General features: G+C 72.2%; 25 protein-coding genes and 1 tRNA gene. 16 read left to right on the top strand and 10 right to left on the bottom strand.

Annotated features, from left to right (window positions below; all coding sequences use genetic code 11):
* Positions 1 to 24 precede the first annotated feature (24 nt).
* Positions 25 to 2,868: an FAD-binding and (Fe-S)-binding domain-containing protein gene (locus MU407_RS08785; RefSeq protein WP_246956751.1), complete on the bottom strand. Its 2,844-nt coding sequence runs from the start codon at positions 2,866 to 2,868 to the stop codon at positions 25 to 27.
* A gap of 86 nt (positions 2,869 to 2,954) precedes the next feature.
* Here MU407_RS08785 and glsA point away from each other — a divergent pair, with 86 nt between their 5' ends.
* From glsA to MU407_RS08765, 4 genes are all read left to right on the top strand, one after another.
* Entirely contained in the window at positions 2,955 to 3,986 is a 1,032-nt protein-coding gene (gene glsA, locus MU407_RS08780; RefSeq protein WP_246956750.1) for a glutaminase A, read from the top strand.
* Positions 3,983 to 4,171 (top strand): hypothetical protein, encoded by a 189-nt coding sequence (locus MU407_RS08775; protein ID WP_246956749.1) that lies wholly within the window; start codon positions 3,983 to 3,985, stop codon positions 4,169 to 4,171. The genes glsA and MU407_RS08775 overlap by 4 nt, the downstream gene beginning before the upstream one ends.
* A 352-nt stretch (positions 4,172 to 4,523) precedes the next feature.
* Positions 4,524 to 5,354: a DUF5926 family protein gene (locus MU407_RS08770; RefSeq protein WP_246956748.1), complete on the top strand. Its 831-nt coding sequence runs from the start codon at positions 4,524 to 4,526 to the stop codon at positions 5,352 to 5,354.
* Positions 5,351 to 6,682 carry a glycosyltransferase gene (locus MU407_RS08765; RefSeq protein WP_246956747.1) on the top strand — a complete coding sequence of 444 codons (1,332 nt, stop codon included), beginning with the start codon at positions 5,351 to 5,353 and terminating at the stop codon, positions 6,680 to 6,682. The genes MU407_RS08770 and MU407_RS08765 overlap by 4 nt, the downstream gene beginning before the upstream one ends.
* A 16-nt stretch (positions 6,683 to 6,698) precedes the next feature.
* Here MU407_RS08765 and MU407_RS08760 read toward each other — a convergent pair whose 3' ends face one another.
* The 5 genes from MU407_RS08760 to MU407_RS08740 all read right to left on the bottom strand — a co-directional run bounded on the left by MU407_RS08760 (position 6,699) and on the right by MU407_RS08740 (position 12,305).
* The gene (locus MU407_RS08760) at positions 6,699 to 7,514 is read right to left on the bottom strand and encodes an ABC transporter ATP-binding protein (RefSeq protein WP_246956746.1); all 816 of its coding nucleotides are present in this window, start codon (positions 7,512 to 7,514) and stop codon (positions 6,699 to 6,701) included.
* Complete coding sequence (locus tag MU407_RS08755) at positions 7,511 to 8,590, bottom strand: ABC transporter substrate-binding protein (protein ID WP_246956745.1); 1,080 nt, start codon at positions 8,588 to 8,590, stop codon at positions 7,511 to 7,513. Before MU407_RS08755 ends, MU407_RS08760 begins: the two co-directional genes overlap by 4 nt.
* A gap of 29 nt (positions 8,591 to 8,619) precedes the next feature.
* Positions 8,620 to 9,654, bottom strand: coding sequence for an iron ABC transporter permease (locus tag MU407_RS08750; protein ID WP_246956744.1), 1,035 nt, complete (start codon positions 9,652 to 9,654; stop codon positions 8,620 to 8,622).
* Between the two features lie 245 nt (positions 9,655 to 9,899).
* Positions 9,900 to 10,298, bottom strand: coding sequence for a metalloregulator ArsR/SmtB family transcription factor (locus MU407_RS08745; RefSeq protein ID WP_246956743.1), 399 nt, complete (start codon positions 10,296 to 10,298; stop codon positions 9,900 to 9,902).
* 21 nt (positions 10,299 to 10,319) lie between these two features.
* A complete protein-coding gene (locus tag MU407_RS08740) occupies positions 10,320 to 12,305 on the bottom strand; it encodes a hypothetical protein (RefSeq protein ID WP_246956741.1) in 1,986 nt (661 codons plus the stop codon).
* 116 nt (positions 12,306 to 12,421) lie between these two features.
* Here MU407_RS08740 and MU407_RS08735 point away from each other — a divergent pair, with 116 nt between their 5' ends.
* From MU407_RS08735 to MU407_RS08720, 4 genes are read left to right on the top strand one after another with little or no spacing between them, the layout of a single operon-like run.
* Positions 12,422 to 13,348 carry a hypothetical protein gene (locus MU407_RS08735; protein WP_246956739.1) on the top strand — a complete coding sequence of 309 codons (927 nt, stop codon included), beginning with the start codon at positions 12,422 to 12,424 and terminating at the stop codon, positions 13,346 to 13,348.
* The gene (locus tag MU407_RS08730; RefSeq protein ID WP_246956737.1) at positions 13,345 to 13,755 is read left to right on the top strand and encodes a GntR family transcriptional regulator; all 411 of its coding nucleotides are present in this window, start codon (positions 13,345 to 13,347) and stop codon (positions 13,753 to 13,755) included. Before MU407_RS08735 ends, MU407_RS08730 begins: the two co-directional genes overlap by 4 nt.
* A 17-nt stretch (positions 13,756 to 13,772) precedes the next feature.
* The gene (pheA, locus tag MU407_RS08725) at positions 13,773 to 14,753 is read left to right on the top strand and encodes a prephenate dehydratase (RefSeq protein ID WP_246956735.1); all 981 of its coding nucleotides are present in this window, start codon (positions 13,773 to 13,775) and stop codon (positions 14,751 to 14,753) included.
* A 1-nt stretch (position 14,754) separates the two neighbouring features.
* A complete protein-coding gene (locus tag MU407_RS08720) occupies positions 14,755 to 15,309 on the top strand; it encodes a YdeI/OmpD-associated family protein (protein WP_102236213.1) in 555 nt (184 codons plus the stop codon).
* A gap of 10 nt (positions 15,310 to 15,319) precedes the next feature.
* Here MU407_RS08720 and MU407_RS08715 read toward each other — a convergent pair whose 3' ends face one another.
* On the bottom strand, positions 15,320 to 16,534 hold the full coding sequence (locus tag MU407_RS08715) for a diacylglycerol kinase family protein (protein ID WP_246956733.1): 1,215 nt from the start codon (positions 16,532 to 16,534) through the stop codon (positions 15,320 to 15,322).
* A gap of 72 nt (positions 16,535 to 16,606) precedes the next feature.
* Here MU407_RS08715 and serS point away from each other — a divergent pair, with 72 nt between their 5' ends.
* Together serS and MU407_RS08705 are read left to right on the top strand one after the other, a co-directional pair.
* A complete protein-coding gene (serS, locus tag MU407_RS08710) occupies positions 16,607 to 17,869 on the top strand; it encodes a serine--tRNA ligase (protein ID WP_102236211.1) in 1,263 nt (420 codons plus the stop codon).
* 100 nt (positions 17,870 to 17,969) lie between these two features.
* Positions 17,970 to 18,839: an HAD family hydrolase gene (locus MU407_RS08705; protein WP_246956731.1), complete on the top strand. Its 870-nt coding sequence runs from the start codon at positions 17,970 to 17,972 to the stop codon at positions 18,837 to 18,839.
* A 36-nt stretch (positions 18,840 to 18,875) separates the two neighbouring features.
* Here the strand turns inward: MU407_RS08705 and MU407_RS08700 are convergent, their stop codons facing one another.
* On the bottom strand, positions 18,876 to 19,286 hold the full coding sequence (locus MU407_RS08700) for a hypothetical protein (protein ID WP_246956729.1): 411 nt from the start codon (positions 19,284 to 19,286) through the stop codon (positions 18,876 to 18,878).
* Between the two features lie 146 nt (positions 19,287 to 19,432).
* Between MU407_RS08700 and MU407_RS08695 the strand changes: the two genes are divergently transcribed.
* The 3 genes from MU407_RS08695 to MU407_RS08685 are packed head-to-tail and all read left to right on the top strand — an operon-like array spanning position 19,433 to position 21,499.
* Positions 19,433 to 20,248: a WXG100 family type VII secretion target gene (locus tag MU407_RS08695; RefSeq protein WP_246956727.1), complete on the top strand. Its 816-nt coding sequence runs from the start codon at positions 19,433 to 19,435 to the stop codon at positions 20,246 to 20,248.
* A gap of 58 nt (positions 20,249 to 20,306) precedes the next feature.
* Positions 20,307 to 20,810: a hypothetical protein gene (locus MU407_RS08690; RefSeq protein WP_246956726.1), complete on the top strand. Its 504-nt coding sequence runs from the start codon at positions 20,307 to 20,309 to the stop codon at positions 20,808 to 20,810.
* On the top strand, positions 20,807 to 21,499 hold the full coding sequence (locus MU407_RS08685; protein ID WP_246956725.1) for a hypothetical protein: 693 nt from the start codon (positions 20,807 to 20,809) through the stop codon (positions 21,497 to 21,499). The genes MU407_RS08690 and MU407_RS08685 overlap by 4 nt, the downstream gene beginning before the upstream one ends.
* Before the next feature lie 21 nt (positions 21,500 to 21,520).
* Here MU407_RS08685 and MU407_RS08680 read toward each other — a convergent pair whose 3' ends face one another.
* Positions 21,521 to 22,495 (bottom strand): NAD(P)H-quinone oxidoreductase, encoded by a 975-nt coding sequence (locus tag MU407_RS08680; protein WP_246956724.1) that lies wholly within the window; start codon positions 22,493 to 22,495, stop codon positions 21,521 to 21,523.
* A gap of 87 nt (positions 22,496 to 22,582) precedes the next feature.
* On the opposite strand from MU407_RS08680, the gene MU407_RS08675 reads away from it, so the two are divergent.
* Positions 22,583 to 22,670: transfer RNA gene (locus MU407_RS08675), tRNA-Ser, on the top strand.
* A gap of 41 nt (positions 22,671 to 22,711) precedes the next feature.
* On the opposite strand, the gene MU407_RS08670 is transcribed toward MU407_RS08675, so the two are convergent.
* Entirely contained in the window at positions 22,712 to 22,891 is a 180-nt protein-coding gene (locus MU407_RS08670; protein WP_246956723.1) for a hypothetical protein, read from the bottom strand.
* Here MU407_RS08670 and MU407_RS08665 point away from each other — a divergent pair.
* Complete coding sequence (locus tag MU407_RS08665; RefSeq protein WP_246956722.1) at positions 22,890 to 24,554, top strand: putative PEP-binding protein; 1,665 nt, start codon at positions 22,890 to 22,892, stop codon at positions 24,552 to 24,554. The two genes, MU407_RS08670 and MU407_RS08665, sit on opposite strands and share 2 nt — an antisense overlap.
* 114 nt (positions 24,555 to 24,668) lie before the next feature.
* Positions 24,669 to 25,292: a biotin transporter BioY gene (locus MU407_RS08660; RefSeq protein WP_102236203.1), complete on the top strand. Its 624-nt coding sequence runs from the start codon at positions 24,669 to 24,671 to the stop codon at positions 25,290 to 25,292.
* Positions 25,293 to 25,297 lie beyond the last annotated feature (5 nt).

Genomic DNA, 25,297 nt, shown 5'->3' with positions numbered 1-25,297 from the left:
CTGGGACATGAGTGGACTGCTGTGCTATTTTTTTTTTGCGCTCGCGCCCCCCCCGACGCCCACCACAGGGCGCACCGCCGCACGCTCCAGTTTGGTAAAGGACCCGGCCCCCCCCCCCGACCCCCCCCCGCCGGTGACCTCCGCGAGCAGCTCGAGCACATGCCGGTACGGCTTCCCCGTCGCCGAGGTCATGCCCATCTCGCAGGTCCGGTTCGCCGAGACGTACCAGTCCGTCTCCCGCTGCCCCACTTCGGCGGCCTCCGCGGCGGTGGCGGATGCCGTGAGCTCCGGGTGCAGCATCCCGCGGTCTCCCGCGTAACCGCAGCAGCCCCAGGCCACCGGCACCACAACCTCCTCGGCGCAGGCCTCGACGATCGCCACCAGATCCTCGGTGGCGCCCAGATGTGTGGTCGAGCAGGTGGGATGCACCGTCACCGACCCGACTTTCTTCCGCACCGTGAGCCGTCCCAGCAGCTCTCGCCGCACGAACGTCACTGCGTCGATGACCTGCGCGTTCGTGTCCTCGAGCAGCCCGGCAATGCCTTCGGTGCAGCTCGCGGCATCGACCACCACCACATCGGCCTCACCAAGCACATCCCGCACCTGCGTGCGCATCCGCTCCTTCGCCGCGCGCATGCCCTTGGAGGAGAACGGCGTGCCGCAGCACAGGGACGCCGCGCCCTCGGGAACCACCAGGCGCACCCCCGCCCGCTGAGCCAGGACCGACACGGCCTCCGGCACGCCGGGCCCCGCATCGGCCCCGAACATGGTGTGCACGCAGGCCGGTAGGTACACCGCGGCCATCGGGCCGCCCGCATCCCCGCGCGCGCCCGGTGTCCGTCGGCCCCCACCTCGTCGCGGCAGCTCCGGCCGATACTCCGGCACCACATCCCGCGGCAGCACCGACCGCGCCATCCCGGTCGCCGCGCGCGGCAGCACCGCGGGCATCGCCCCGGCCACACTCACGGCCGCCGATGCCGCCCGCGTCACCGTGTCCCAGTGCCCGGCGGCGGCCTTCCATCCGGCCCCCACTGCGGCCCCATTCCGTTCGGCGCGCAGGCGTCGCACCAGGTCACCGGTGTTGATGCCGACGGGGCAGGCGGTCAGGCACATGCCGTCTACGGCGCAGGTCTGCTCGCCCTGATACTCGTACGACTCTCGGATCGCCGCCGCCGTCGCAGTATCACCGCGCTGTTCGGCGAGCTCCGCATCGCGCCGCAGCACGATCCGCTGCCGCGGCGTGAGCGTGAGGTCCTTGCTGGGGCACACCGGCTCGCAGTACCCGCACTCCACGCAGCGATCGGCCTCCTCCTCGATCCCCACCACGGGCTTCAGATCCTGCATATGGGCGTGCGGATCCTCGGTGAGCACCACCCCGGGGTTCAGGATCCCCGCCGGATCAACCAGCTGCTTCAGCTCCCGCATCACCGCATACAGCTCCGGCCCGTACTGCCGCTCGACGAACGGCGCCATGACCCGGCCGGTACCGTGCTCGGCCTTGAGGTTCCCGCCCGCGCCGAGCACCAGCTCCACCATGTCCTCGGTGAACGCCTCCAGCCGCGCCCCACCCGCGCCCAGCTGCTCGTTCAGCAGGAAGTGGATATTGCCGTCCTTCGCGTGCCCGAAGATCACCGACCCGTCGTAGCCGTGCGCCGCGAACAGATCCTGCAGCCCGCGGCACGTGCCCTCAAGCTGCGGCACCGGCACCACCACGTCCTCCAGCAGCGCCGTCGAACCCGACGGGCGTGCCCCCGCCACCGCCGCATACAGGCCCTTCCGGGTGGTCCACAGGGAGGTGCGCCGCCCCGCATCGGTGGTCATCTCCAGGGGGGCCGACGGGCCCAGCCGCTCAGCCAGCGCGAGCGCCGCACCGCAGCGTTCCTCGAGCTCAGCGGTGGTATCCGCCCGATGCTCCACCAGCAGCGCCGCATGCTCATCCACGTCAAGCCCCGTGATCTCCTGCGGCGCCCCCGTAAGCCCCTGCGCCACCTGCAGGGAGCGGGCATCCAGCAGTTCGGCGGTTGCGAAACCGGCCTCCACCACCTCCGGCAGCGCCGCCGTGGCCGCCTGCAGCGAGGGCAGCACCAGCAGCCCGGTGGCCACCTGCGCGGGGATCGGCACGGTGCGGAAGGTCGCGGAGGAGACGAAGGCGAGCGTCCCCTCGGAGCCGACGATCAGATGCGCGAGCACCTGCACCGGCTCCTCGAAATCCAGCAGCGCGTTGATGCCGTAGCCCATCGTGTTCTTCAGCGCGAACCGCTCACGGATCACCCGGACGGACTCCGCCGAATCCCGCACCCGCCGCATCAGCCGCACCAGGCCCTCATGCAGGGCAGGCTCCTCGCGCCGCAGGCGCTCATCGGCCCCCGGCACCGCGGTGTCCACCACCGTGCCGGACGGCAGCACGAACCGCAGTGACTCCAGGGTGCGATAGGAATTCTCGGTGATCCCCGCGGCCATGCCAGAGGAGTTGTTGGCGATCACCCCGCCGATCGTGCACGCCACCTCGCTCGCCGGGTCGGGGCCCAGCCGCCGCCCGTGCCGCAGCAGATGCGCATTGACCTGCCGCAACGTCGCACCCGGCCCCACGCGCACGCGCGCCCCGTCGTCGAGCACCTCGATATCGCGGAAGCCGGTGCGGACATCGGCCAGCACCGCCGCGGACTGCGCCTGCCCGGACAGGCTCGTCCCGCCGGAACGGAAGGTCAGGGGCCGACGGGTGCGCGTGGCCTCCCGCAGCAGCGCCACCACCTCGCCTTCGCTGGCCGGGGCGGTGACCGCCTCGGGGATCAGCAGGTAGTGCGAGGCGTCATGCGCGAGGGCGTGGCGCGCCACGAGGTCGGTGTCCAGCATCGGCGTCGAGCTCATACCTCACGGTATCCCGAGGTGCGCCGGCCAGGCCGGGTGCGGCGCACCGGGCTCGTCGGCCCCGGGTTTTGGGTAGCGTCGGGCACGTGACCAGCGCGCTGAAAACCTACCTGGACCACCTTGCCGAGGGCCTTCCTCAGGCCGAGCCCATGATCGCCCCCGAGGATGCGCCCCTAGATCGGGGGATCACCGGCGGTGCGGAGTCCGACGGGGAGATCCCCGCGCTCTCGCGGCTGTCCGGGGCGCGCGAGGACCATCTGGGGATCGCGGTCTGCGGGACCGACGGGACGGTGGCCGCGGCGGGGACCGACCACGCCTTCCCGCTGCAGTCCATCTCCAAGGCCTTCGCTTACGGTGCGGCGATCGACCTGCACGGTCTGGAGTACGTGGTCGAGCATGTCGATGAGGAGCCCTCCGGTGAGGAGTTCAATGCCCTGAGCCTGGACGCCCGCACCAAGAAGCCCAAGAACCCGCTGGTGAACATCGGGGCGATCCGCACCCACGCGATGCTCGGCACCAGCCGTGAGGAGCGCGTCGAGCGGTTGCGGAAGATTCTGGATGGCGCCGCGGGCCGGGAGCTTCCGCTGCACCGGGAGACCTTCGAGGAGGAGATGACCTCCTCGGACCGCAACCTCGCGCTCGCCTACATGCTGCGCGCTGCGGCGGCGATGGAGGACGACGCGGCGGAGGTCGTCGGCGGCTACACCGAATGCTGCGCCGTGCTCACCACCGTGGAGGACCTCGCGGTGATGGCAGCGACCCTCGCCCAGGGTGGATGCAACCCGCTGACGGGTCGCCGCGTCTTCTCCCGCGAGGCCGCCCGTCAGGTGCTGTCGGTCATGATGACCTGCGGGATGTACGACAACGCGGGGGACTGGGTGAGCGACGTCGGCATGCCCGCGAAATCCGGTGTGGGCGGCGGGATCATCGCCGCGCTCCCGGGCCGTTTCGGCATCGCCACCTATGCCCCGCAGCTGGACCTGCACGGCAACTCCGTGCGCGGCACCGCCATGTTCGAGCGGATCAGCGAGGACTTCGCCCTGCACCTGCTGGACGGGGTGCCGCCCGGGGACCTCGAGGAACGGGCTCGGGAGCTGCTGGAGGAGCGGGTGGGATGACGGTGGACCTCGCGGCTCGCGCGACGGCGCTGGGTCGAGGACTGCTGGGAGGACTGCTCGTGATCGCTGCCGCCGGATGCGGGCCGGGCGATGGTGCACTCCCTCTGCCTAAGGCAGAGGAGGAGGTCACTGCGCTGGTCCGAGAGCTGCAGGAGGCTGTCGCCCTGGAGGATGAGCTGGCATGAGAAGGGCCGACGGGGGGACACCTGGCACAGGATGACGATGGGGTCTGCCGTTGGCGCCCCGGAGAGTGGTCCACCCCGCTTGCGCTCCCCGAAGGTGACCCGACGTGGTCGGAACGGAAAAAGAGAATCGACGCTGTGCTAGAGGCTCACGGCTTGGACCCGACGGGCCGCCCGGAGTAGGTGGGCGGCTCTGCCTACGGTGTGCGAACCGAGGCTCCTGCCGGGGGCACCGTGCTCATTGAGTCGTGGAGGGGAACGACCTCCATCGCGCTGCATTCCCTGGCCGTGGAGACCGACGGCGACTGCGGCGCGTGAGGATCGCGGGGACCACGCGCCTCGGTAGACTCCCGGCATGACCTCGACCTCTCACAACGACCTGGTCCGCCGCCCCTTCGAAGGCCTGCCGCATGAGCAGGACCTGGTGGCGATGCGCCAGCTGATCCCCGCCGCGACGATGGCCGCCCGCACCACCGAGGATTACGGGCAGGTGGACGTGGAGCTCGCCACGATCCTGCCGATGACCTGGCCTGCGGTGCGCCGCACGGATGGCACCGTGACCGTCGGTATCCAGGCGCCCTATCCGGGCGGTGACCTCTCGCGCGGCATCGGCCAGGCGATCCGCCAGGCCATCGCGCAGAAAGAGGGCACCCCGGTGACCTCCGTGCAGCTTGCCGAGGACTCCCCGCGCCTGCAGGACATCCTGGACCTCGACGGCGATTTCGAGATCCAGGTGCAGGAGACCTTCGACTTCTGGCTGGACCCCAGCGCTGAGCGCACGCGCGAGATCCAGCAGGCCATCACTCAGGCGAATGACTCGATCATGCCCACGAAGCCGGTGGCGGGCCTGCCGCACGCCTACTGGGTGGATGCCGGCCCCAAGGAGCATGTGCGCTGGGTGCTGGACGCCGATGAGGACACCGTCATCGACGCGGTGACCCGCCTGCACGCCCGCCGCGAATCCGCGATCTGCGAGGGCGCGAAGTACGTCGGCTCCTTCCGGGCCGAGGGCCTCGCGATCCCCGTGTGGGACCTGCCCAAGGGCACCGGCGTCGGGCCTGTCGAAGAGGTCGCCGAGGATTTCCGCGCCCGCTTCGAGGAGGCGCTGGCCTCCACCGAGCCGCTGACCGCGCTCGAGCGGCGGGCCCGCGGCGGCATCGTCGCCCGGCAGGTGACGCTGCGATGAGCACGGCGGGGCCGCTCACGGCGCACCGCCCCGCGCGGGTCGCCGTCGTCATCCCCGCCAAGAACGAGGCGGAGCGCATCGAAGCGACGATCGACGCTGCCCGTGCCATCACCGGCGTGGACATGGTGGTGGTGGTCGATGATGGCTCCACCGACGCGACGGCCGCCGTGGCGATGGGCACCGGCGCACTCGTGGTCCGTCACGCGAGCAACCGCGGCAAGGCCGCCGCCATGGCGACCGGCGCGCAGATGGTCGCCATGCGCGAGGACACCGAACGCGCCGAAGGGGAGCCCACGGCCGACGGGGGTGAGCCGGACCGGACCGAGGAGCGCGTGCCCGGGCACACCGGGCCGCTGCCGGTCATCGAACCGGAAGGCCATGAGCCGCGCGCCCTGCTGTTCCTCGACGCCGATATGGGCGCATCCGCCACCGGCGCGCAACCGCTCGTGGACGCCGTGCTGGGGGAGGGCGTGGACATGGCGATCGCCCTGCTGCCCCCGCAGGACGGCGCCGCCGGGATGGGCATCGTGGTGCGCACGGCCCGACGCGGCATCGCCCGCGCCACCGGCTGGGAGGCCACCCAGCCGCTGTCCGGCACCCGCTGCATCACCCGCGAAACCTGGGAGGCCTGCCAGCCGCTCGCGGCCGGCTGGGGGGTGGAGACCTCCCTGACGATCGACGCGCTGACCGCCGGGTTCTGGGTCAAGGAGGTGCCGTGCGAGCTGCACCATCGGGCCACCGGGAAGGACCTCGCCGGACAGCTGCACCGCGCCGCGCAGCTGCGTGATGTGCTGCGGGCGCTGGCCCGTCGGCGCCACCTCAGCCCGGTGGTCGAGGACGTCGAGGCAGAGGGCGGCGCGGAGGGGGCCGATGCGCCCGAGGACCCGGCAACCACCGACGCCCCGGCGCCCGCGGAGACCCCAGCAGCCCCGGTCCGTGACGGCGCGGAGGAGACCGCTCGGGCGGAGCGCCGCCGCGTGGCCCTCGAGACTCTGCCGGTCTCCGGCACGTTCTCTGATGCGCAGACCCGTGCGCTCGGGGATCGGGATGTCGAGCACCTGGACGCGCTGCTGCGGGACCTGCCCGTGGATGGGCCGTTTGCGCCCGATGACGTCGTGTTCCTCGCCGGGGTGGATCTCGAGATCCTCGCGGTGCGGATGCATGATGCGCCGGTGAACGGGCCGTTCACCCCGGAGCAGGCGGTGATCATCGCCTCCCACCTGGAGCGGGACGAGGTGGAGATCCCATCGTCGGTCGCGACGCCGCTGACGGCCGATGAGTACACCTCCCTCGTGATCCACGCGGCGGTCGAGGAGGAGAACGGCTGACCCTGCCCCCTGCGGGTCATCGGGCCTGCTCCTGCGCGCCGCCCGGGTCGTGCGCCTCACCGCCCCGGAACAGGAACTGGGTGGTGCCGTCGGCCGCGACCGCCCGTTCGGCGGTGACCGCGTAGGTGCGGCCGACGAGCCCCACCTCGAGCGCCTCGGCGGGAGGACCCTCGGCGCGGACCCGGCCGTGGTCGAGCACGAGCACGCGGTCGCAGTAGCGGGCGGCGAGGTTCAGGTCGTGCAGCACCACGATGGTGGCGAGCTCCCGCTCGCGCACGATCCGCAGCACGTGGTGCTGGGAGCCGATGTCGAGGTGGTTCGTCGGCTCGTCCATGAGCAGCACCCGTGGCTGCTGCGCGAGCGCACGGGCGATGAGCACCCGCTGCTTCTCCCCGCCGGAGAGCAGCCCGAAGTCGCGACGGGCGAGGTGCAGGGCTCCAGCGGTCTCGAGCGCCTGGGCCGCGAGGTCGAGATCCTCCGCGCTCGTGCCGCCGAAGGCGCCCGCATGCGGGATCCGACCCAGCAGCACCACATCGGCGACGCCCAGCGGCACCTCGCCCGTCGGCTCCTGCGCCACCACCGCGATGGACCGGGCGCGGTCGCGGCCCGAGAGCGCGGCGACCTCGCGGCCGTCCAGGAGTACTCGGCCCGCCTGGGGCACGAGCGCGTGGTGCAGGATCCTCAGCGCGGTGGTCTTCCCGCTCCCGTTGGGGCCGACCAGCCCCAGCACCTCCCCGTGGTGCACCTCGAGGTCGACATCATCGAGCACGGGGACGCCGCCGAAGCTGTGCCGCAGCCCCCGGGCCACGAGCACCGGGCCGACCGCGTTCATCCCTCGAGCTGCCCAAGCCACTGGTGGATGCGCTCGAGCCCGTCCACCACGAGCGGCGAGGCGGGCTCGGAGAAGTTGAACAGCAGCGGCAGCACGGCCTGGTCCTGCACGGCGCGCAGGCTCCCCAGCTGGTCCTGCCTGATCATCTCCTGGACCAGACCGGTGCCGTCACCCGCCTCCTCGGCCTGGTAGAGCACGATGAGCACGTCCGGATCGGCGGCCAGGAGCGGTTCGGCACTGATCTCGAACACGCGGTCGGCGGTGTCCGCGAAGACGTTCTCGATGCCGAGGGCGTCCAGCTGGGCAGTGGCCATGCTCGCCGCCCCATACGTGTACAGCGGCCCGCCGCCCACGGAGGGGTACAGCACCGCGGCCGTCGACGTGGAGAGCCCCTCCGCGGCGGTGCTCACGGCGCCCACCCGCTCCTGCAGCGTCGCGGTGAGGGTCTCCGCCTCGGCGGCGCGGTCGAAGATCCGTCCGTAGGTGGCGATCTCCTCGTAGAGGGTCTCGAAGCTCGCGCGCTCCCCGCCGGTGGCGCAGAACACGTTCTGCACGACCACCTGGGCGCCCGCGTCGGCCATCGCCTCGCGGGTCACGCCATCGGGCAGGCCGAAGACGATGTCGGGCGCCTGCGCGATGACCATCTCCTGGGAGATGACCAGGTGACCGGAGGCGTCGATGTCCTCGGACAGCGCCGGGATCGCCGCGATCCGCGCGGCGAGATCCTCCGGGTAGTAGTCGGGCGGAAAGGAGCCCGCGCGGGAGACCACGCGGTCCAGCACCCCGATCCCGTCCAGGGCGGTCACCGGGGCGGACTCCAGCAGCACGATCCGCTCGGGCGGCGCGTCGAAGGTCAGGGTCGCCTCGCAGTTGGGCAGCTTGAGGGGGTACTCGGTGCTGCCCGGCGCGCCGCCGGCGTCGGAGGTCCCGCCGCTGCTCCCACCGGCCCCGGCGGAGCCGCCGTCCACGCCGCAGGCGGTGGTGGTGAGGCCGAGGAGACCGGCGAGGCCGGCCAGCATCGTGCGGCGGCGCAGCGCGGGATGTGCGGAAAGGGCGGTGCGGGGGAACGTGGTCATCGGTGTCCTTCGTCCGGAGGCGGGTGGGGTCAGTCGCGGCGGGCGTAGAGGCGCCGCACGAGGATCAGCAGGAAGGGGGCGCCGATCGCGGCGGTGAGCACGCCGATCGGCAGCTCGCGCGGCTGCATCACCACGCGGGCGAGGGCGTCGGCCCACAGCAGGAACAGCCCGCCCAGCAGGGCGGCGGCCGGGATCAGCACGCGGTGGCGGGCGCCGACGAGTCGCCGCGCCAGGTGCGGGATCACCAGGCCCACGAAGCCGATCGACCCGGCGCCGGCCACGGCGGCCGCGGTGCACAGGGAGACGACCAGCAGGAATCCCACCCGGGCGCGGTCGGGATGGATCCCCAGGCCATGCGCGATCTCGTCCCCGGCGCTGAGCGCGTCGAGCATCCGGGCGCCCGCCAGCAGCACGGCCGTCCCGGCGATGACGGCGATCAGCGCGACCCCCAGGAAGGCGTTCCAGCGGGCGAGCGCGAGGGAGCCGAGCATCCAGAACATGACGGAGCGGGAGCCCTCGGCGGAGTCCGAGGAGAAGATCAGCAGGTTCGTCAGGGCCGTGAGCGCGTAGCCGACGGCGACCCCGGACAGCAGCAGCCGCAGTGAGGTGACCCGCCCGCCGGCCCGGGCGATGACGAACACAAGCAGCGCCGCGCCGAGGGCGCCCGTGAACGCGAGGACGGACTGGGAGTACTCGCCGAGCACCGCGCCGACGCCGAAGAGGATCGCCGCCGCCGCGCCGGTGGAGGCACCGCCGGAGACGCCGAGGATGTAGGGGTCGGCGAGCAGGTTGCGCACCATCGCCTGGAGCGCCGCGCCGGAGAGCGCGAGGCAGGCGCCGACGGCGGCCCCCATGAGCACGCGCGGCACGCGCACGTCCCACACGATCGAGGCGCTCGAGTCTTCCCAGTGCGGGGTCACGGGCAGGCCCAGGTGGTGGGCGATGACGCCGAGGGTGGTGCCGGGCGGGATGGGCACCGGTCCGATGCCCACGCAGAGCACGAGGCTCGCTGCGGCGAGCACGAGCAGTGCGGTGAGCAGCACGGCGGAGCGGCGGGCGCGCATGTGCACCCCGAGCGGATCGGAGCGACCGGGGCAGGAGGGGACGGCTCCAGGGCGCCGGGACCGCGCAGTCCGGGTCGGGACCGTCATCGGTCATCCCGGGAAGCAGGCCGAGTCATCACTTGCACGACTCTACAAGTATGGGGTGTGCCGGTGCGCGGCGGTGCCTCGCGTTGCCGCTCGGGTGCGCTCCGCCCTCCGCTGCGCCGGCGGTCAGTCCGGGCGGGGCTGCCGCGGGGGCGGCGAGGTCAGGGGTGGTGCTCGGGGTGGGCGACCTCGTCGAGGTGACCGGAGCCGAGCTCGTGCAGCAGGTCGTGGACGAAGCCGCCCGCGAGCTCGTAGCGCACCTCCCGGCCGGAGCGCACCGCGTAGACCCAGCCGGCCTCCCTCAGCAGGGCCAGGGCGTGGGAGGTCGTGGACTCGTGCGCGCCGATCGCGCGGGCGAGGTCCGAGCTGCGCACACCCGGGTGCGCATGCAGGCAGAAGAGGATCCGCAGCCGTCGCTCGTCGGCCAGCAGAGCCATGCGCGCGGCGAGCTCGGCGAAGCCGTCCTCCGCCGCGAGGAGGGCACGGAGGTCCTCGACCAGCTGCTCGTCGTCAGGCGGCTCGGTGGAGGTCCGCACGTGCGCAGGGCGGGCGGTGCTCATGCCGGTCACCGTACCCGCCTGTCACCGCGCCGTCACCGTGGCGCCCTGGACCGCGCTCTCCCCGCCCTCCGGGTCGGGGAGGATCGCGGGCAGGTGGGCGAGCCAGAGCCCCAGCATCGCCGCGATGAGCACAGGGCCGGTGTCGTTCACGGCGTAGCCCACCCAGGCGCCCACCACGAGCGCGATGCGCACCCGGTAAGCCACCGGGTGGCAGGCATCCAGGGCGGCGAGGCGGTGCAGCCGAGTGCGCCGGGGAGCGAGGATCGCGACGGATGCTGCGACTGCTGCCGCGACCACGAGGGCGAGCACCCAGTACCCGGTGAGCATCTGGACGTTCTGCGCGAGCTTGCGGACCACCACGGTCAGCAGCTCACCGCTGAGCAGCTCATCGATGAAGCGCCCCAGGTGCGTGCGGTCCTCCGCGGGGCGCAGCCAGTCCAGGACGCTCACCCCCATCACCACGGCCGCGCTGCCCAGTCCCAGGCCCGCCACATGCCACAGCCGCAGCCGCACCATGGAGACCAGCAGTGCCAGCAGCCCGAACGTCGGGATGGTGACCAGCCCGGAGCCGAAATCGGCCCCCATCGACGGGGCCAGGCACACCATCGCCACGGCCCCGCCCGCCCCCAGCGTCCACGCCACGCGGGCGCGCGCGGAGGTGACGACGGTGAACAGGCACAGCAGCGCCATCAGCGTGCCCGCGAGCACCAGGCCGAACAGGTGGTTGGAGAGCCCGTAGAAGCGCCCGCCGGAGATCGGATGCGCGCCGAGCGGCGAGGACAGCTGCAGGCGCGATCCCGTGGCGGATTCCAGCAGGATGATCCCGGCCACCAGGGCGGAGGCCACGCCCACGGGCCCGGCCCGGTGGCGGCGCCACGGACCGAGCTGCACCACGGCGGCCAGCAGCGCACTGCCCGCCCACACCACGGCGGTCAGGGCGAGAGTCGGCAGTTCCGCCCGCCACCACGGCACGATCCCCGCGCACAGCCCCGCCGGTAGGGCCAGCGGTGCGATGGTCGCGAGCAGGCGACCGGCGGCGGCGAGGCGCGGCCGGCGGGCCAGCGCCGGCACCAGCAGGATCACCACGCCGAGGGCGCCGAGGGCGAGCCAGGAGCCGAGCGCCGGGACGGTCGCGGGATCCACCATCCGCGCCGCCAGGGAGCGGTCGAGCACCAGTCGCTGCGGATCCGGGTGCGCGGTGCCGCGGAAGGGCTGGCCGGGTATGATCCCGCCGGCCGCCACCCCGTGGGAGGTGAGGATGGTGGGCAGCACGTCAGTGAGCACCACGATCCCGCTCTGCTTGGAGGCACCGGAGGTCAGCGCCTCCCCGGCACTGGCGGTGTCCATCGCGACCTGCAGCCCCACCGTGCGGGAGGGAACCGCGCCCAGGGCCGGGGGAGCGAGGGTGTCGAGGTCGGTCGCGGCGACGGAGACCAGCAGGGTGCGCGGCAATGCGGAGCCGGTGCAGCCGCCGGCGGCCTCCAGCACCTCGCCGACGCGCGCATCCAGCGCGGCCAGGTCCGCGTCGCGGTAGCGATCGTTGTGCGGGGGCATGGATCCGGCGTCCACCAGCACGATCGCCTCGCCGCTGAGGGCGGTGGCGAGCTCGGCCGCCGGGACGGTGCCGCGCGCATCGAGCTCGACGACGGGGACGGGCAGCTGCTGCCACTGGTCGGTGGGCGGGGAGGGGATGCCGCTGGTGCGCGGGGCCTCCTCGGCGAGCCCCCGGTACCCGGTGCGCAGCGTCTCCATGCCCTGGGCCTGGGTGGAGATCACCGTGGTGGAGGTGGTGTTCATGGCGCCCAGCCCCGCATGGTCCGCCAGGCACTGCAGGGCGGGAGTGTCGGAGGCGTTGACGTCCTCCCAGCTGAGACCGGCGGTGGCGATGACCAGGCGCACCGGCGCCTCCGTGCCCTCCGCGCGGGCGGTCGGGGCTGCGGCGAGCATGAGCACGCCCATCAGGGCGGCGAGCAGCGCGAGCAGACGACGGGGCACGGACGCGAGCATGCCTCGATGGTACGGGGGCCGCTCGAACCCCCTTTTGTGCCAGAGGCTTGACACAAGAGCGCCGAGGCCTCAATGTAACGACTGTTCGATACAAATTGCGTCGTCGGGAGATTCCCATGGTCCTGCCGTACTTCCTCGTCCCCGCCCTGCTCCCACCCGTGATCGTCGTGATCCTGGTCGGCGCGCTCCTGACCGCCGGTCTGCTCGGCACCGACCGCACCGGACTGCACCGCGGAGCGCTCGCCGCGCGCTGGGCCGGCTGCCTCGCCGTCGGCGTCGCCCTGGCCGCCATCGCCACCTTCGGGGTCAACGCCGGGCCCGCCTCCGGCCCGCTGGCCTACGGCGCGATCGCGGTGCTCGCCCCCGCCGCCGCCGGGATCGTGCTCATCCTCGCGATCACCCTCGGCGAGCTCACCCTGCCCGCCACGCCCGGAGACGTGCGCCGCGCCTCACTGCACCGCCGCACCCTCGGCGACCTGATGCCCCGTGCCGCCGTCGCCCTCACCCTCGCCGCGCTCACGGCGCTGCTCGCGCTGACGCTCCTCACCACCCTCTCCTCCGCGCCCGATAGGCGGTCCTATTCGATGCCGCTGCTGTACGCGAACGGCGCGGTGGGTGAGTCCGCCCGCGGCCCGTACCCGGGCCTGCACTACACGCTCCCGCTGTGGATCTCGCTGCTGATGCTGCTGGGAGCGGCGGCGATCGCGCTGCGCGTGATCCTCCAGCGGCGCCCCAGCTCCGATGCGGAGGACATCCTGCTGCGCCGACGCTCCTCCACCTCGGTGCTCGGAGCGATCGTGCTGGTGGCAGGCATGTGCCTGCCGTCGCTGGGGGGACCTGCCCTGCTCGGCGCCGGGACCACCCCTCCGGGAGCCGTCAGCCTCACCCCCCAGATCGATACCACCGTCCAGATCGTCTCCGGGGCCGCGATCGTGCTGGGGCTGGCCGCCCTCCCCGTCGGCCTGGTCATGGTGGTGTTCCCCGAGGTCCTGGCCCGGCGACAGGTCACGGGGCGCGGCGCCCGCCTCGAGGTGCACGCATGAGCCATATCGTGGTGGACATGAACAACCCCACCCCGCCGTATGAGCAGGTGCGCCGCGAGATCATCGAGCAGGTCCGCACCGGTGAGCTGCAGGAGGGCGACCGCCTGCCCGCCATCCGGGTGCTCGCCTCTGATCTGGGGCTCGCCCCCGGCACCGTGGCCCGTGCCTACAAGCTCCTCGAAGAAGGGGGAGTGGTCATCACTCGCCGCGGTGCCGGCACCACCGTTGCCCCCGGCGCGCGCCAGCAGGCAGGCAAGCACGCCGCAGCGATCGCTCGTGTCTCCGGTGGTCCGGTGGCTGATGAGCTGCTGGAGCTCGTCGCGGGCCCCGTTGCTGAGGCTCGCCGTCGTGGACACCAGGACAGCGAGATCCTCGCTGCGGTACGGCAGGCCCTCGCCCAGGCGTGACGCACTACCCTGCCTCCATGCGCTACGGATTCCTGGGCCCCGAGAACACCTTCACCCATCAGGCGCTCCTGCAGGCGCTCGCCGAGGCGCCCGCGCAGCAGGTGCCCGATGCGGATCCGGTGCTGCGGCCCTACTCCTCGGTGGCCGCCGCGACCGCGGACCTCATCGCCGGGGACCTCGAAGCGCTCATGGCGCCGATCGAGAACTCCGTCGAGGGCGGGGTCTCCGGCACCCTCGATGTCCTCGCCGCGACGGAGGCGATCACGATCGTCGCCGAGCAGACCGTGCCGATCACCTTTGTGCTCGCCGCCCGCGAAGACACCGCGCTCGCGGACCTCACCGTCGTCTCCTCCCACCCGCACGCACAGGCCCAGGTGCAGGGCTGGCTGCGCGAGCACGTGCCCGGGGCCGATATCGCTGCCGCGTCCTCCACCGCCGCGGCCGCCCGGGACCTCGCAAGCCTGGACCCGCAGCAGGCCCGCGGTCGCGCCGCCGTCTGCTCGCCGCTCGCCGCCCAGCACTACGGGCTCGCTGTCCTCGCCGAGGGCATCGAGGACCACCAGGGGGCGGTGACCCGCTTCGTGCTGGTCACCCGGGAGGGTCGGATCCCTGCCCGCACCGGCGCGGACAAGACCACCGTGGTGGTGCAGCTGCCGCACAACCGCTCCGGCGCGCTGCTGGAGGCGCTCGAGATCCTCGCCTCCAACGGCGTGAACATGTCCCGCATCGAGTCGCGGCCCGTCGGCGACTTCCTGGGCCGCTACTCCTTCTCCATCGACCTCGAAGGTCATCTGGAGGACCGACGGGTCGCCGCCGCGCTGCGGGACCTGCACCGCCTGTGTCCCGTCGTCCACTACCTGGGCTCCTACCCACGGGTGGACGGTGCCCGGCCCACGGTGCGTGAGGATCACGTCGATGACGCGTACGACGCTGCCCGCGACTGGGTGGAGCGCCTGAGCGGCATGATCACGCCGGTCGCTGATCCGGAAGAGCGCTGACATGGCCGCGCGGCGCCACGAGCCCGCCACCGGCACCGCGCGGGTGCGCGAGATCCAGGGCCGACGGATCGCCGTGCTCGACTCAGCGCTGAGCGCCGCCCTGCCCTCCCGCGGTCAGGTCGCCGTGCACGTGGAGGTCGCCGGTTGCGACGATCCGGCGTCCGCGCAGACGGTGATCGTCGTGGAGCCCGATGGGCGCAAGGGCCACTGGCTGCGCCTCGAGGACCTGCCGATCCCGGCGACCACCTCTGAGGGAACGGAGCTGGAGCTGACCCTCACCCCGGCGGCGAGCTGGCCCGAGCCGCAGGTCCCCGCCGATCTCGCTGCCGCGCTGGAACAGGCCCCTGACGCCGCCGACCCCTGGGCGGACATCACCCCGATGGCGCGCTGGGAATGGGTGCGCTGGGTGGGTGCGACCCGCAGCGCGAGCACACGGGCGCGGCGCGTCGATGTCTCGATCGACAAGCTGCGCACCGGATCGCGCCGACCCTGCTGCTTCGACCTGTCCTCGTGCACCGACCCGGAGCTGGCCCGCAGCGGCAGACTGCCCGACTGAGCCGGGCCGCTCAGGCCCCCGTGCCGTCCGCCGCGTCCTGGATCAGATCGGAATCCTGCGGCACCCGCAGGCGCAGCGCCCCCGGATCCACGGTCGCGACGATGTGCGTCGCCTCCCGGTCCGTGTCCCCATCCAGCTGCACCATCTGCGGCTTCGCGGTGGTCACGCGGACACCGGCGGTCAGATAGCGCTCCATCGTGGAGATCCGCGGCCCGAACCGCGGCGGCCGGTAGTTCGGATTCAGCACCTGGGTGGCGACCTGGCTGAAGCCCGCCGCACCGCGCCAGCCCGCGACGACCACCTCGAGGCGGCCGTTATCGATCGTGGCATCGGGCATGAGCACCAGGCCGCCGGGCAGCTTGCCGACGTTCCCCAGCAGAACGGTGCGCGCCTTATGCGCATGCCGCGTCTCATCGGGCAGCTCCACCACCACGTCGGTGCTGCGCCCCATGAGCGCCCGCAGCCCACCGAAGATGTAGGCGATCCAGCCGATCCGCTTCTTCATCCCCTCATCGGTATTGCCGATCATCTCCGCATCGGCCCCGAGACCCGCGATCACCAGGAAGATCTTCCGCTCCGCGGAGAAGGCGGCGGAGGGGGAATCGCCCACGCGCAGCCATCCCACATCCACCGCATGGTCCTGCCCGGTCAGCGCCGCGATCATCGCGGCGGACGGGTCCTCCAGCGGGATGCCGACATTGCGGGCCAGCAGGTTGCCGGTGCCGGCGGGGATGATGCCCATCCGGGTGTCACTCCCCGCCAGGACGGAGGCGACCAGACGCACGGTGCCATCGCCACCGGCGGCCATCACCAGGTCCGCCCCATCGGCCACCGCCTGCTCAGCCTGCCCCCTGCCGGGGTCATCGATCGTGGTCTCGTAGAAGCGGACATCGGCCCCCTCGATGCGCTCCACGGCCTCGCGCACCCGGTCCTGGAAGACGTCGATGTCCTTGAACTTCGAGGGGTTCACGACCACCGCGACACGGCGCAGCCGGTTCGCGGACCTGTCCTTCTCGGCGTCCGGCTCTTCGGCGTCGTCGGCGCCGCCCGTGGTCCCGTCGCCCGTGCGCGCGGTGGCGCGGCTGGGGGAGGGGGCCGGACGACGGGCCAGGGCGCGCAGCTGCTCGCGGTCCCGGCCCTGCCCCTTCAGCACCAGGGCCACCAGGATGATCGCCATCAGCGCGAGCACGGCGGAAATCAGGGAGATCCAGAAGGTGAGGTCCATGCGGGAGAGAGTAGCCCCGCGTCGCCCGTCATGGTCCCCCGGCAGGCGTCTGCGCGCGGGTACCCTGGTGCAATGATCGATCTTCGGCTGCTGCGCGAGAACCCTGATACCGTCCGCGACGCCCAGCGGGCGCGTCGCCGTGACCCCCGCACCGTCGATGCGGTGCTCGAGGCCGACTCCCACTGGCGGGAGACCACGGCCGCCTTCGAATCCGCCCGCGCCGAGCAGAAGTCCTTCGGCAAGCAGGTCGCACAGGCTCAGGGTGAGCAGAAGCAGCAGCTGGTGGCGCAGGCCAAGGAGCTCGCCGCGGAGGTCAAGCGCCTCGAAGCGGAATCCGATCAGGCGCTCGCCACGCGCGATGCCCTGCTGCGGGACATCCCGAACATCGCCGAGGGCGCCCCGGAGGGCCTCGAGGACGACTTCACCGTCCGCGAGGTGATCGGCGAGCAGACCACCTTCGACTTCCCGGTCAAGGACCACCTGGAGGTCGCCGAGGGGCTGCGCGCGATCGACATGCAGCGCGGCGCGAAGGTCTCCGGCGCCCGCTTCTACTTCCTCACCGGCGTCGGTGCGATGCTCGAGCTGGCGATCCTCAACGCCGCGATGGACCAGGCGATCAAGGCCGGGTTCACCCCGATGATCACCCCCACCCTGGTGCTGCCCGAGGCGATGGAGGGCACCGGCTTCCTCGGCGAGCACGCCGATGAGGTCTACCACCTGGACAAGGACGATGACCTCTACCTGGTGGGCACGAGCGAGGTGGCGCTGGCCGGCTACCACAAGGACGAGATCCTGGACCTCTCGGAGGGGCCGCGCCGCTACGCCGGCTGGAGCGCCTGCTATCGCCGCGAGGCTGGCAGCTACGGCAAGGACACCCGCGGCATCATCCGCGTCCACCAGTTCCACAAGGTGGAGATGTTCTCCTACTGCCGCATCGAGGAGTCCTACGCCGAGCATGAGCGGCTACTGGACTGGGAGCGCGAGATGATGGCGAAGATCGATGTGCCCTACCGCATCATCGACACCGCCGCCGGGGACCTCGGCACCTCCGCCGCCCGCAAGTACGACTGCGAGGCATGGATCCCCAGCCAGAACACCTACCGCGAGCTCACCTCCACCTCGAACACCACGCAGTTCCAGGCCCGCCGCCTGAACATCCGCGAGCGCACCGAGGACGGCCTGCGGCCCGTGGCGACGCTCAACGGGACGCTCGGCACCACCCGCTTCATCGTCGCGGTGCTGGAGAACCACCAGCAGGCCGACGGCTCCGTCGTGGTCCCCGAGGGTCTGCGCCCCTACCTGGGAGGCCGCGAGGTCTTCGAGGTCACCACCTGAGATGGGGCGAGCACGCGAGCGCGCACGCGATGGGATCCAGCGGCTCCGACGGGCGCTGCGTCACCGCCGGTTCACCCGCCGGAAAGACGCCGATGCCACGATGCCCGGCGTGAACAGCGCAACGGACACCCTGGTGAGCACCCGCGAGCAGCTTCAGGGGCATCTGCAGCCGCTGCGCGGTCAGAAGCTCCTGATCGGCCTGGACGTGGATGGCACCCTCGTGGACCATGACGGCGCGATGACCGAGCCGATGCGCACCGCCCTCCGCCGGGCCGCAACCGAGCAGACGGTGGTGATCTCCACCGGCCGGTCCATCGGCGCGACGCTGCCGATCGTCCGCGCCGCCGGCATCACCGACGGCTACGCGGTGTGCTCCAACGGCGCGGTGACCCTGCGGATCCACGAGGACGCCGACGACGGCTGGGAGGTCATCGACACCCGCTCCTTCCAGCCGGGGCATGCGCTCGCGACCCTGCGCGAGGTCGCCCCGGATGCGCACTATGCGGTCGAACTGGCCGACGGCTCCTTCCGCGCCACCCCCGGGTTCCAGGACGCAAGCTTCGGGGTGCAGGCCATCGAGAGTGACCTCGATGAGCTCATGCAGCTCGAGGCCGTGCGCGTGGTGGTGCATGTCCCGGACCTGTCCCCGCAGGAGTTCTCGAAGGTCGTCGCCGAATCCGGGGTGCACGGCGTGGAGTACGCGATCGGCTGGACGGCCTGGCTGGACATGGCCGCCCCCGGTATCTCCAAGGCCAGCGCCCTCGAGCAGATCCGCGAGCAGCTCGGGATCGAACAGGCGCACACCCTCGCCGTCGGCGACGGGTTCAACGACACCGAGATGCTCACCTGGGCCGGGGTGGGGATCGCCATGGGGCAGGCCCCGCAGGGAGTCAAGGACAGCGCCGATGCGGTCACCGCCTCGGTCTACGCCGACGGGACGGTGCTCGTGCTGGAGGGCGTGCGCGACTGAACGAGCGCTGTTGCGCCGATACAGCGAAAGCGCTGCTCAGCGCTCGCGCAGCCACGCCTTCATGGCGCGCTCCTGCTCACGCCGCTGCTGCCGCAGCGGACGTGCCCAGCGCGGGTAGATCGCATCCGGCAGCGGGATGAACAGCATCAGGGCGAGGAACAGCGCGGCGAGCCCGAGCAGCAGTAGGGGCGCCCCGATGACCGCTAAGTACAGGCCGATGCGGGGGATCGTCACCGCGGCGAGCCCGAAGCACATCAGGCCGATCCCCGGCAGCCCGAGCACGGTCATGCGCTCATCGTTCGGAGTGCTGCCGAACTCGTTGCCCATCCAACGCCGGGCCCGGGCGGAGCGCCCAGCGCGTGCCCAGGCCGAATAGAGCAGGCAGAGCACGCCGACGAGGGCGAAGCCTGCCGGGGCGAGCAGGCGGATGATCACGGGGTCGTCCATGGTGGCAGTCTGTCATCCCGCTCGCGGTCCGGTCGTGTGCGATCGGTCCGATGGGGAGTACTCCCCATCGCGCTTGCCGTGCGTGTCCGCGAAGATGTGATGGTCATATTGGGTTGCATGAGGGGCGTGCAGTGAGCTTTTACGGGATGGATACCGAGCAGGGCGAGCAGTTCGCCCAGCTCATGGCAGATCGTCGGACGGTCATTGAGGATCGGGCCGGTCAGCTCGATGGCGTCATCCAGGGGATCGACAGCTTCTGGCGGGGAAGTGATGCGGAGCGGTTCCGTGACGAGTGGGTGCGCCTGCACGGTGCGGAGATCCGCGCTGCAGTGGAGCGCATCATGGAGCTCGCCCGGGAGGTTGCGGAGCATGCCGAGGAGCAGGACGTCGCCTCGGCCGATGGGTTCTTCGGCAAACTCATCGAGAACCTCAAGGACATCTTCCCTTTCGACGGTCCGCTGGAGAACCCTTTCGAGGCCTTCGGGGACTGGCGCAACTGGATGACCGGTTTCATGGACGCGGTTGGGCGCGCCGGCGATGAGATGATCAATCAGGCGTGGCGCATCTTCGCCCACGGCGGCGAAGACGCGATCGTGCCGTGGCTGCGTAACGCGTACGCCCTCAAGGGTGCCGCGAAGTATCTGGGCCCTGCGGGTGATCTCCTCACGGGCATCTTCGCGGGTGTGGACCGGTGGAACGAGGACGCGGGTGACCCCAGCCTCAGCGGTGTTGAGCGTGGTGCCCGCGCCGCCCTCGACGGAGGTGTCAACGCTGCCGGGGCCGCTGCGGGCGCCTGGGCCGGTGCCAAGGGTGGAGCCGCAGCAGGAGCGGCCATCGGGTCGATCTTCCCCGGGCCCGGCACGGCGATCGGCGGCGTCGTGGGAGGTGTTGTCGGCGCGATCGGCGGCGGGATCATCGGCGGTGGAATCGCGGACGCGGCCATAGACTGGATTCTGGGCTGAGGCGCACACGCGCCCCGCCCCGTATCGGGCTTGAGCTATCGAGGGAGCACCGCAAGCGATGACGACCGCTGTGACCGAGCATGAGGTCGTGATCCCGGGAGTCGCTGAGGTGACTGCCCGGGTGAGCGTCCCCGCCACCTGGACCACGGAACTGCTGGAGGAACCTCGCGTCTTCGTGGCGAGCATGCCGAGCGAGACCGCAGGCCCCTTCGGGGACAACGTGATCGTCAGCATCGAACGCCTCGGTGACGACGCCCCGGAGGACCTCGAGGAGCTGCAGGGCCTCGTGTATGCGCAGGCCTTCGCCACGGTGCCCGACTTCTACGCCCTGGATGACCGCCCGCTCGACGTAGACGGCCAGGAGGGCTGGTTCCGTGCATCCCTGCAGACCAGCCCCTCCGGTGTCACCGCCATCAACCGTCAGGTGTTCACCCGGGTGGGCGATGTGCTCATCACCCTGGCGCTGACGTCGATGGCTCTGCGCGACCGTGAGGTCACCGAGCTGTTCCAGCAGGTGCTGGACTCCCTCAGCATCATCGTCCAGGAAGGAGAGGACCGATGACGATCTCCTATGACGCCGTCACCGGGACGGTGCGCGCAACGGCCGAGGAGACCGCCGAGGCGCTCGCGCTGCTCACCGCCGATGGTCCGCTTCCGGCAGGTCTGCCTGCGGGAGACGAGGCCCTGGATGCGATGCGCACCGCACTGCGCAGCCCGCTGCTGTCTGTGATCCTCACGAACTCAGGACCGGGCGGCCACCACGAGCACCATGTCACCTGCGGCCTGAACGCGGTGACCGTGCGGCGAAGTGTGGCGCGGGAGGATCTCTCGGAGATCGTCCCCGCCCCGTTCCTCACCCTGCCGGGGATGCTGACGCGGCTGCTGCGCTTCCAGCCCTGCGAGGCCCCGCTGGAGGGTGCCGCGACCATCGCGGTGGACGCCGAGCAGATCACCGCGCTCGAGTCCGATGACGCCGCTGCCCGCACTGCGGCCTGGTCGCAGCTGCATGCACAGCTGGGGGCCGATGAGAAGGCGTCCTGGCAGCTGGTGCGGATGCAGACGGCCTGGACCTCGACGGACGGCTCCCCGGCCGAGGATTTCGCGGTGTACCTGCGGGTCGAGGAATCCTGCTGGGTCCTGCTCCATGATGATGAAGCGTTCGAGCTGGTGCCGGTGCCGTCGATCACCGCGTGGGAGGCCATCATGCACACCCTGCCCGGGGCGAACGAGGTCAAAGACCCGCGATCCTGAGGCGCCTCCTGCCCGGAGCGCTCACCCCCGTCGGCGCCGCCCGTGACGACCGCCGCGCGGCGGGGCGACCTCGAGGATGACCTTGCCGAGGTGACCGCCCTCGCGCAGGATCGCGTGCGCCTCCCCGGCCCGCTCGAGTGGCAGCCGGGCATGCACCGGGATCGTCATCTCCCCGCTCTCCAGCAGTGGCCACACCACATGCCGCGTCGCCTCGATGATCGAACGGCGCACCTCCAGCGGGCGCGAGCGCAGGGTCGTGCCGACCACGCGGCCGCGCCGGGACATCAGCTCCATGATCGGCAGCTCCCCGCGCGCCCCGCCGAGCGTTCCGATGATCACCAGGCGCCCGCCCTCGCGCAGCATGCGCACGTGGTCTGTGAGCGCCGCCCCGCCGATCACATCGAGGATCACATCGACGCCGCCGAGCTCGGCCACCGCCGCGGGCAGATCCGTGGTGTGCCGGTTCAGCGCCACATCGGCCCCCAGCTCCTGCGCGGCCCGGACCCCCTCCGCGGAACCGGCCGTGGTGAGCACCCGGGCGTCCAGGCTCTTCGCGAGCTGAATCGCACAGGACCCCACGCCGCCGGTGCCGCCGTGGATGAGCACTGTCTCGCCCTCATGCAGACCCGCCTCGAGCACCAGGTTCGACAGCGCCGTCGCGGCGACCTCGATGATGCCTCCGGCCTCGATGACCCCCATGCCGACGGGGATCGGCAGCAGCAGGCCCTCGTCGGCCGCGACCACTTCCGCGTACCCGCCGCCGGGGATCAGCGCCACGACTTCCTCCCCGGTGTCGCGCCGCCGCCCGGAGATCTCCATGCCAGGCAGCTCCGAGGCGCCGGGCGGGGGCGGGTAGTGCCCGGCCACCTGCGCGAGATCCCCGCGGTTCACACCCGCGGCGATCACGTCGATCAGCACCTCGCCCGGGTCCGGGACGGGCTCGGGCACCTCAGCCGATTCGAGCCGGTGGTCCTCGGTGATGCGCATCGCCCGCATGTCAGCTCCTCGTCTTCCAGGCGGTGGGGTCCGACGGGTGCTGCCACCCTAGTGCCGGTAGACTCATGCGGGTGCCTCCGGGCACCAGGAGGGTTGTCAGAGCGGCCGAATGAGATGGTCTTGAAAACCATTGTGCAGTGACCCTGTACCGCGGGTTCGAATCCCGCACCCTCCGCGCAGGGCCCGGTGGTCACCGGGCTGCCGGGACGCGCCGTATCAGAAGCGATGGTGGCCTGCGGCGTCCCAGTCGCGGTGGCGGTCCGCCATGATCGGCACCGCGGCGACGGCGAGCACCGCCGTGAGCGCGCCGGCGATGGAGCGCGACCGGGGAACGGTGTGGATCAGCGCCACGCACAGCACGATCGTCAGCAGAACCACGCGCAGGGAGGTCCCCATGAGCCGGTGCCATGGTGTGCCCGTCAGCCCCGGGCCGGCCGTGGGCCCGGTGCGGCTGCTGTCGGCGCCGCCACGCGAACCCTCCGCGAGCATCCCGCCGCTGCCCGAGCCGCAGCGGGCCCGGGACGCGCAGCGGATTCCGGCAGCTGCCGCAGAGGTGGCGCAGGACCTGCATGAGCGCGCATCCCGCGCCGAGGGGCCGGCTGGGGGGATCCTCACCGCGAGCGCCGTCATGGCCACCGACCCCGTGCTCCTCGGTGATGCGCAGGAGCGGGTGCGGCGCTGCGGTACCGCCGCCGAGCGCGCCATCTGGGAGGCTGCCGCGCAGATCGCCGATGAGCTCATCGCTCTTGGCGGTCCGATGGCCGAGCGCGCCGCCGATGTCCGCGATATCGCGCACCGGATCATCGCGGTCCTGCGCGGCGAGCCGATGCCCGGTCTGCCCACTGCCGATGAGCCGTACGTCCTGGTGGCGCGGGACCTCGCTCCCGCCGACACCGCCGAGCTGGATCCCACGCAGGTGCTGGCCCTGGTCACTGCCGAGGGCGGGCCGCTGTCCCACACCGCGATCCTCGCGCGCCGCCTGCGCCTGCCCGCCGTGGTCGCCGCCCCCGGCGTCCTCGACCTCCCGGAGGGCACGCGGGTGCACGTGGATGGCAGCACCGGCACCATCAGCACCGAGATCACCGCCGCGCAGGAGCAGCGTGCCGCCCTCGCGCTGCGCGAGCGCCCGAGCGCCCCGTCGTACCCCGGCGGCGGGGTCCAGTTCGTCGATGGCACCCGCGTCCTGCTGCACGCCAACATCGGCTCCCTCGCCGAGGCGCGCGAGGCGCTCGCTGCCGGGGCCGACGGGGTGGGCCTGCTGCGCACCGAATTCCTGTTCCTGGACCGCGAGCACGCTCCCGACATCGCCGAGCAGACCGCTTGCTACCGGGAGATCCTCGAGCTGTTCCCGGGCCGCCCCGTGGTGGTCCGCACCCTCGACGCGGGAGCCGACAAACCCCTGCCGTTCCTCAGCGGGCCCGCAGAGCCGAACCCCGCTCTGGGCGTGCGCGGCTGGCGCACCACCGCCGCCCACCCTGAGGTGCTCACCGACCAGCTCGATGCCATCGCCGCGGCCGCGTCGGCGAGCAGCGCGCAGGTCCATGTCATCGCTCCCATGATCACCACCGCCGACGAGGCCGCGCAGTTCACCGCCCAGTGCCGGGCGCGGGGCCTGGTCAGCACGGGGATCATGGTCGAGACCCCAGCCGCGGCCCTCCAGGCCGAGCAGCTGCTGGCCTGCTGCGATCTCGCCTCGATCGGCACCAATGACCTCACCCAGTACACGACCGCCGCCGACCGCCAGCTCGGCGCGCTCGCCGCGCTCGTCGACCCGTGGCAGACCGCCGTGCTGCGCCTCATCCAGGCCACCTGCGCGGGAGGTGCCGCCACCAGAATTCCCATCGGCGTGTGCGGGGAAGCCGCCGCCGACCCGCTGCTGGCTCCGGTGCTGATCGGCCTGGGCGCAGACAGCCTCTCGATGACCCCGAGCGCCCTCGGGCCCGTCGCCCACGCCCTCGGCCGCCTCTCCCGCGCGCAGATGCGCGATCTCGCCGCCCGCGCGCTCAGCGCACCCGATGCCGCGCAGGCCCGGGCGGTCGCTCGCCAGGCCCTGCCGTGAGGGCACAGCTCAGGGCGGTCCCCGCCCGTCTCACACCGCGCGGGGTGAGCCTTCTGCCGCGCACTGCGTAGGCTGTGCCCGTCCCGCCCCGCTTCCACCCCGCAAGGAGCCCCCTTGACCGCGATCGCCCACCCGGCCCGCCGCCCCGTCCTGGCAGATGCCCTAGCCGGGCACCGCACCCTCGCCCGTGACGCGATGCTCGTGCTCGCCGGTGCCGCCGTGGTGGCGCTGCTGGCACAGATCACCATCGAGCTGCCGCTGGTGCCGATCACCGGGCAGACCCTCGGGGTGCTCCTGGTGGGCGCGGCCCTCGGCGCCCGCCGCGGCGGCGCGGCACTGCTCACCTACATGCTCGCGGGCCTCGCCGGCGCCCCCGTGTTCGCCGGCTTCGCAGGCGGCCCCGCCTCCGTGCTCACCCCGAGCTTCGGCTTCATCCTCGGCTTCATCCCCGCCGCCTTCGTTGCGGGCTGGTGCGCCGAGCGGGCCTGGGACCGTCGGCCCCTTGCGGCCCTGGCTGGGTTCACTCTGGCCAGCGCCGTCCCCTTCCTCATCGGCCTGCCGTACCTCGCACTGATCCTCCAGACCGTGATCGGGGTGCCGACGGACCTGTCCGGCGTGCTCGCCGCGGGGCTGTGGCCCTTTATCCCCGGCGGCATCGTCAAGGCCGTGCTCGCCGCCGTGCTGATCCCCGTCGCCTGGCGCGGCGTGCGCGCCCTCGAGCGTCGCGGGCAGCGCTGAGCAAC

It is taken from the genome of Brachybacterium sp. Marseille-Q7125 (assembly GCF_023062615.1).
Lineage (GTDB): Bacteria > Actinomycetota > Actinomycetes > Actinomycetales > Dermabacteraceae > Brachybacterium.
Note: the sequence above shows the minus strand (reverse complement) of the source record. Positions and strands in the feature narration are given on the sequence as shown.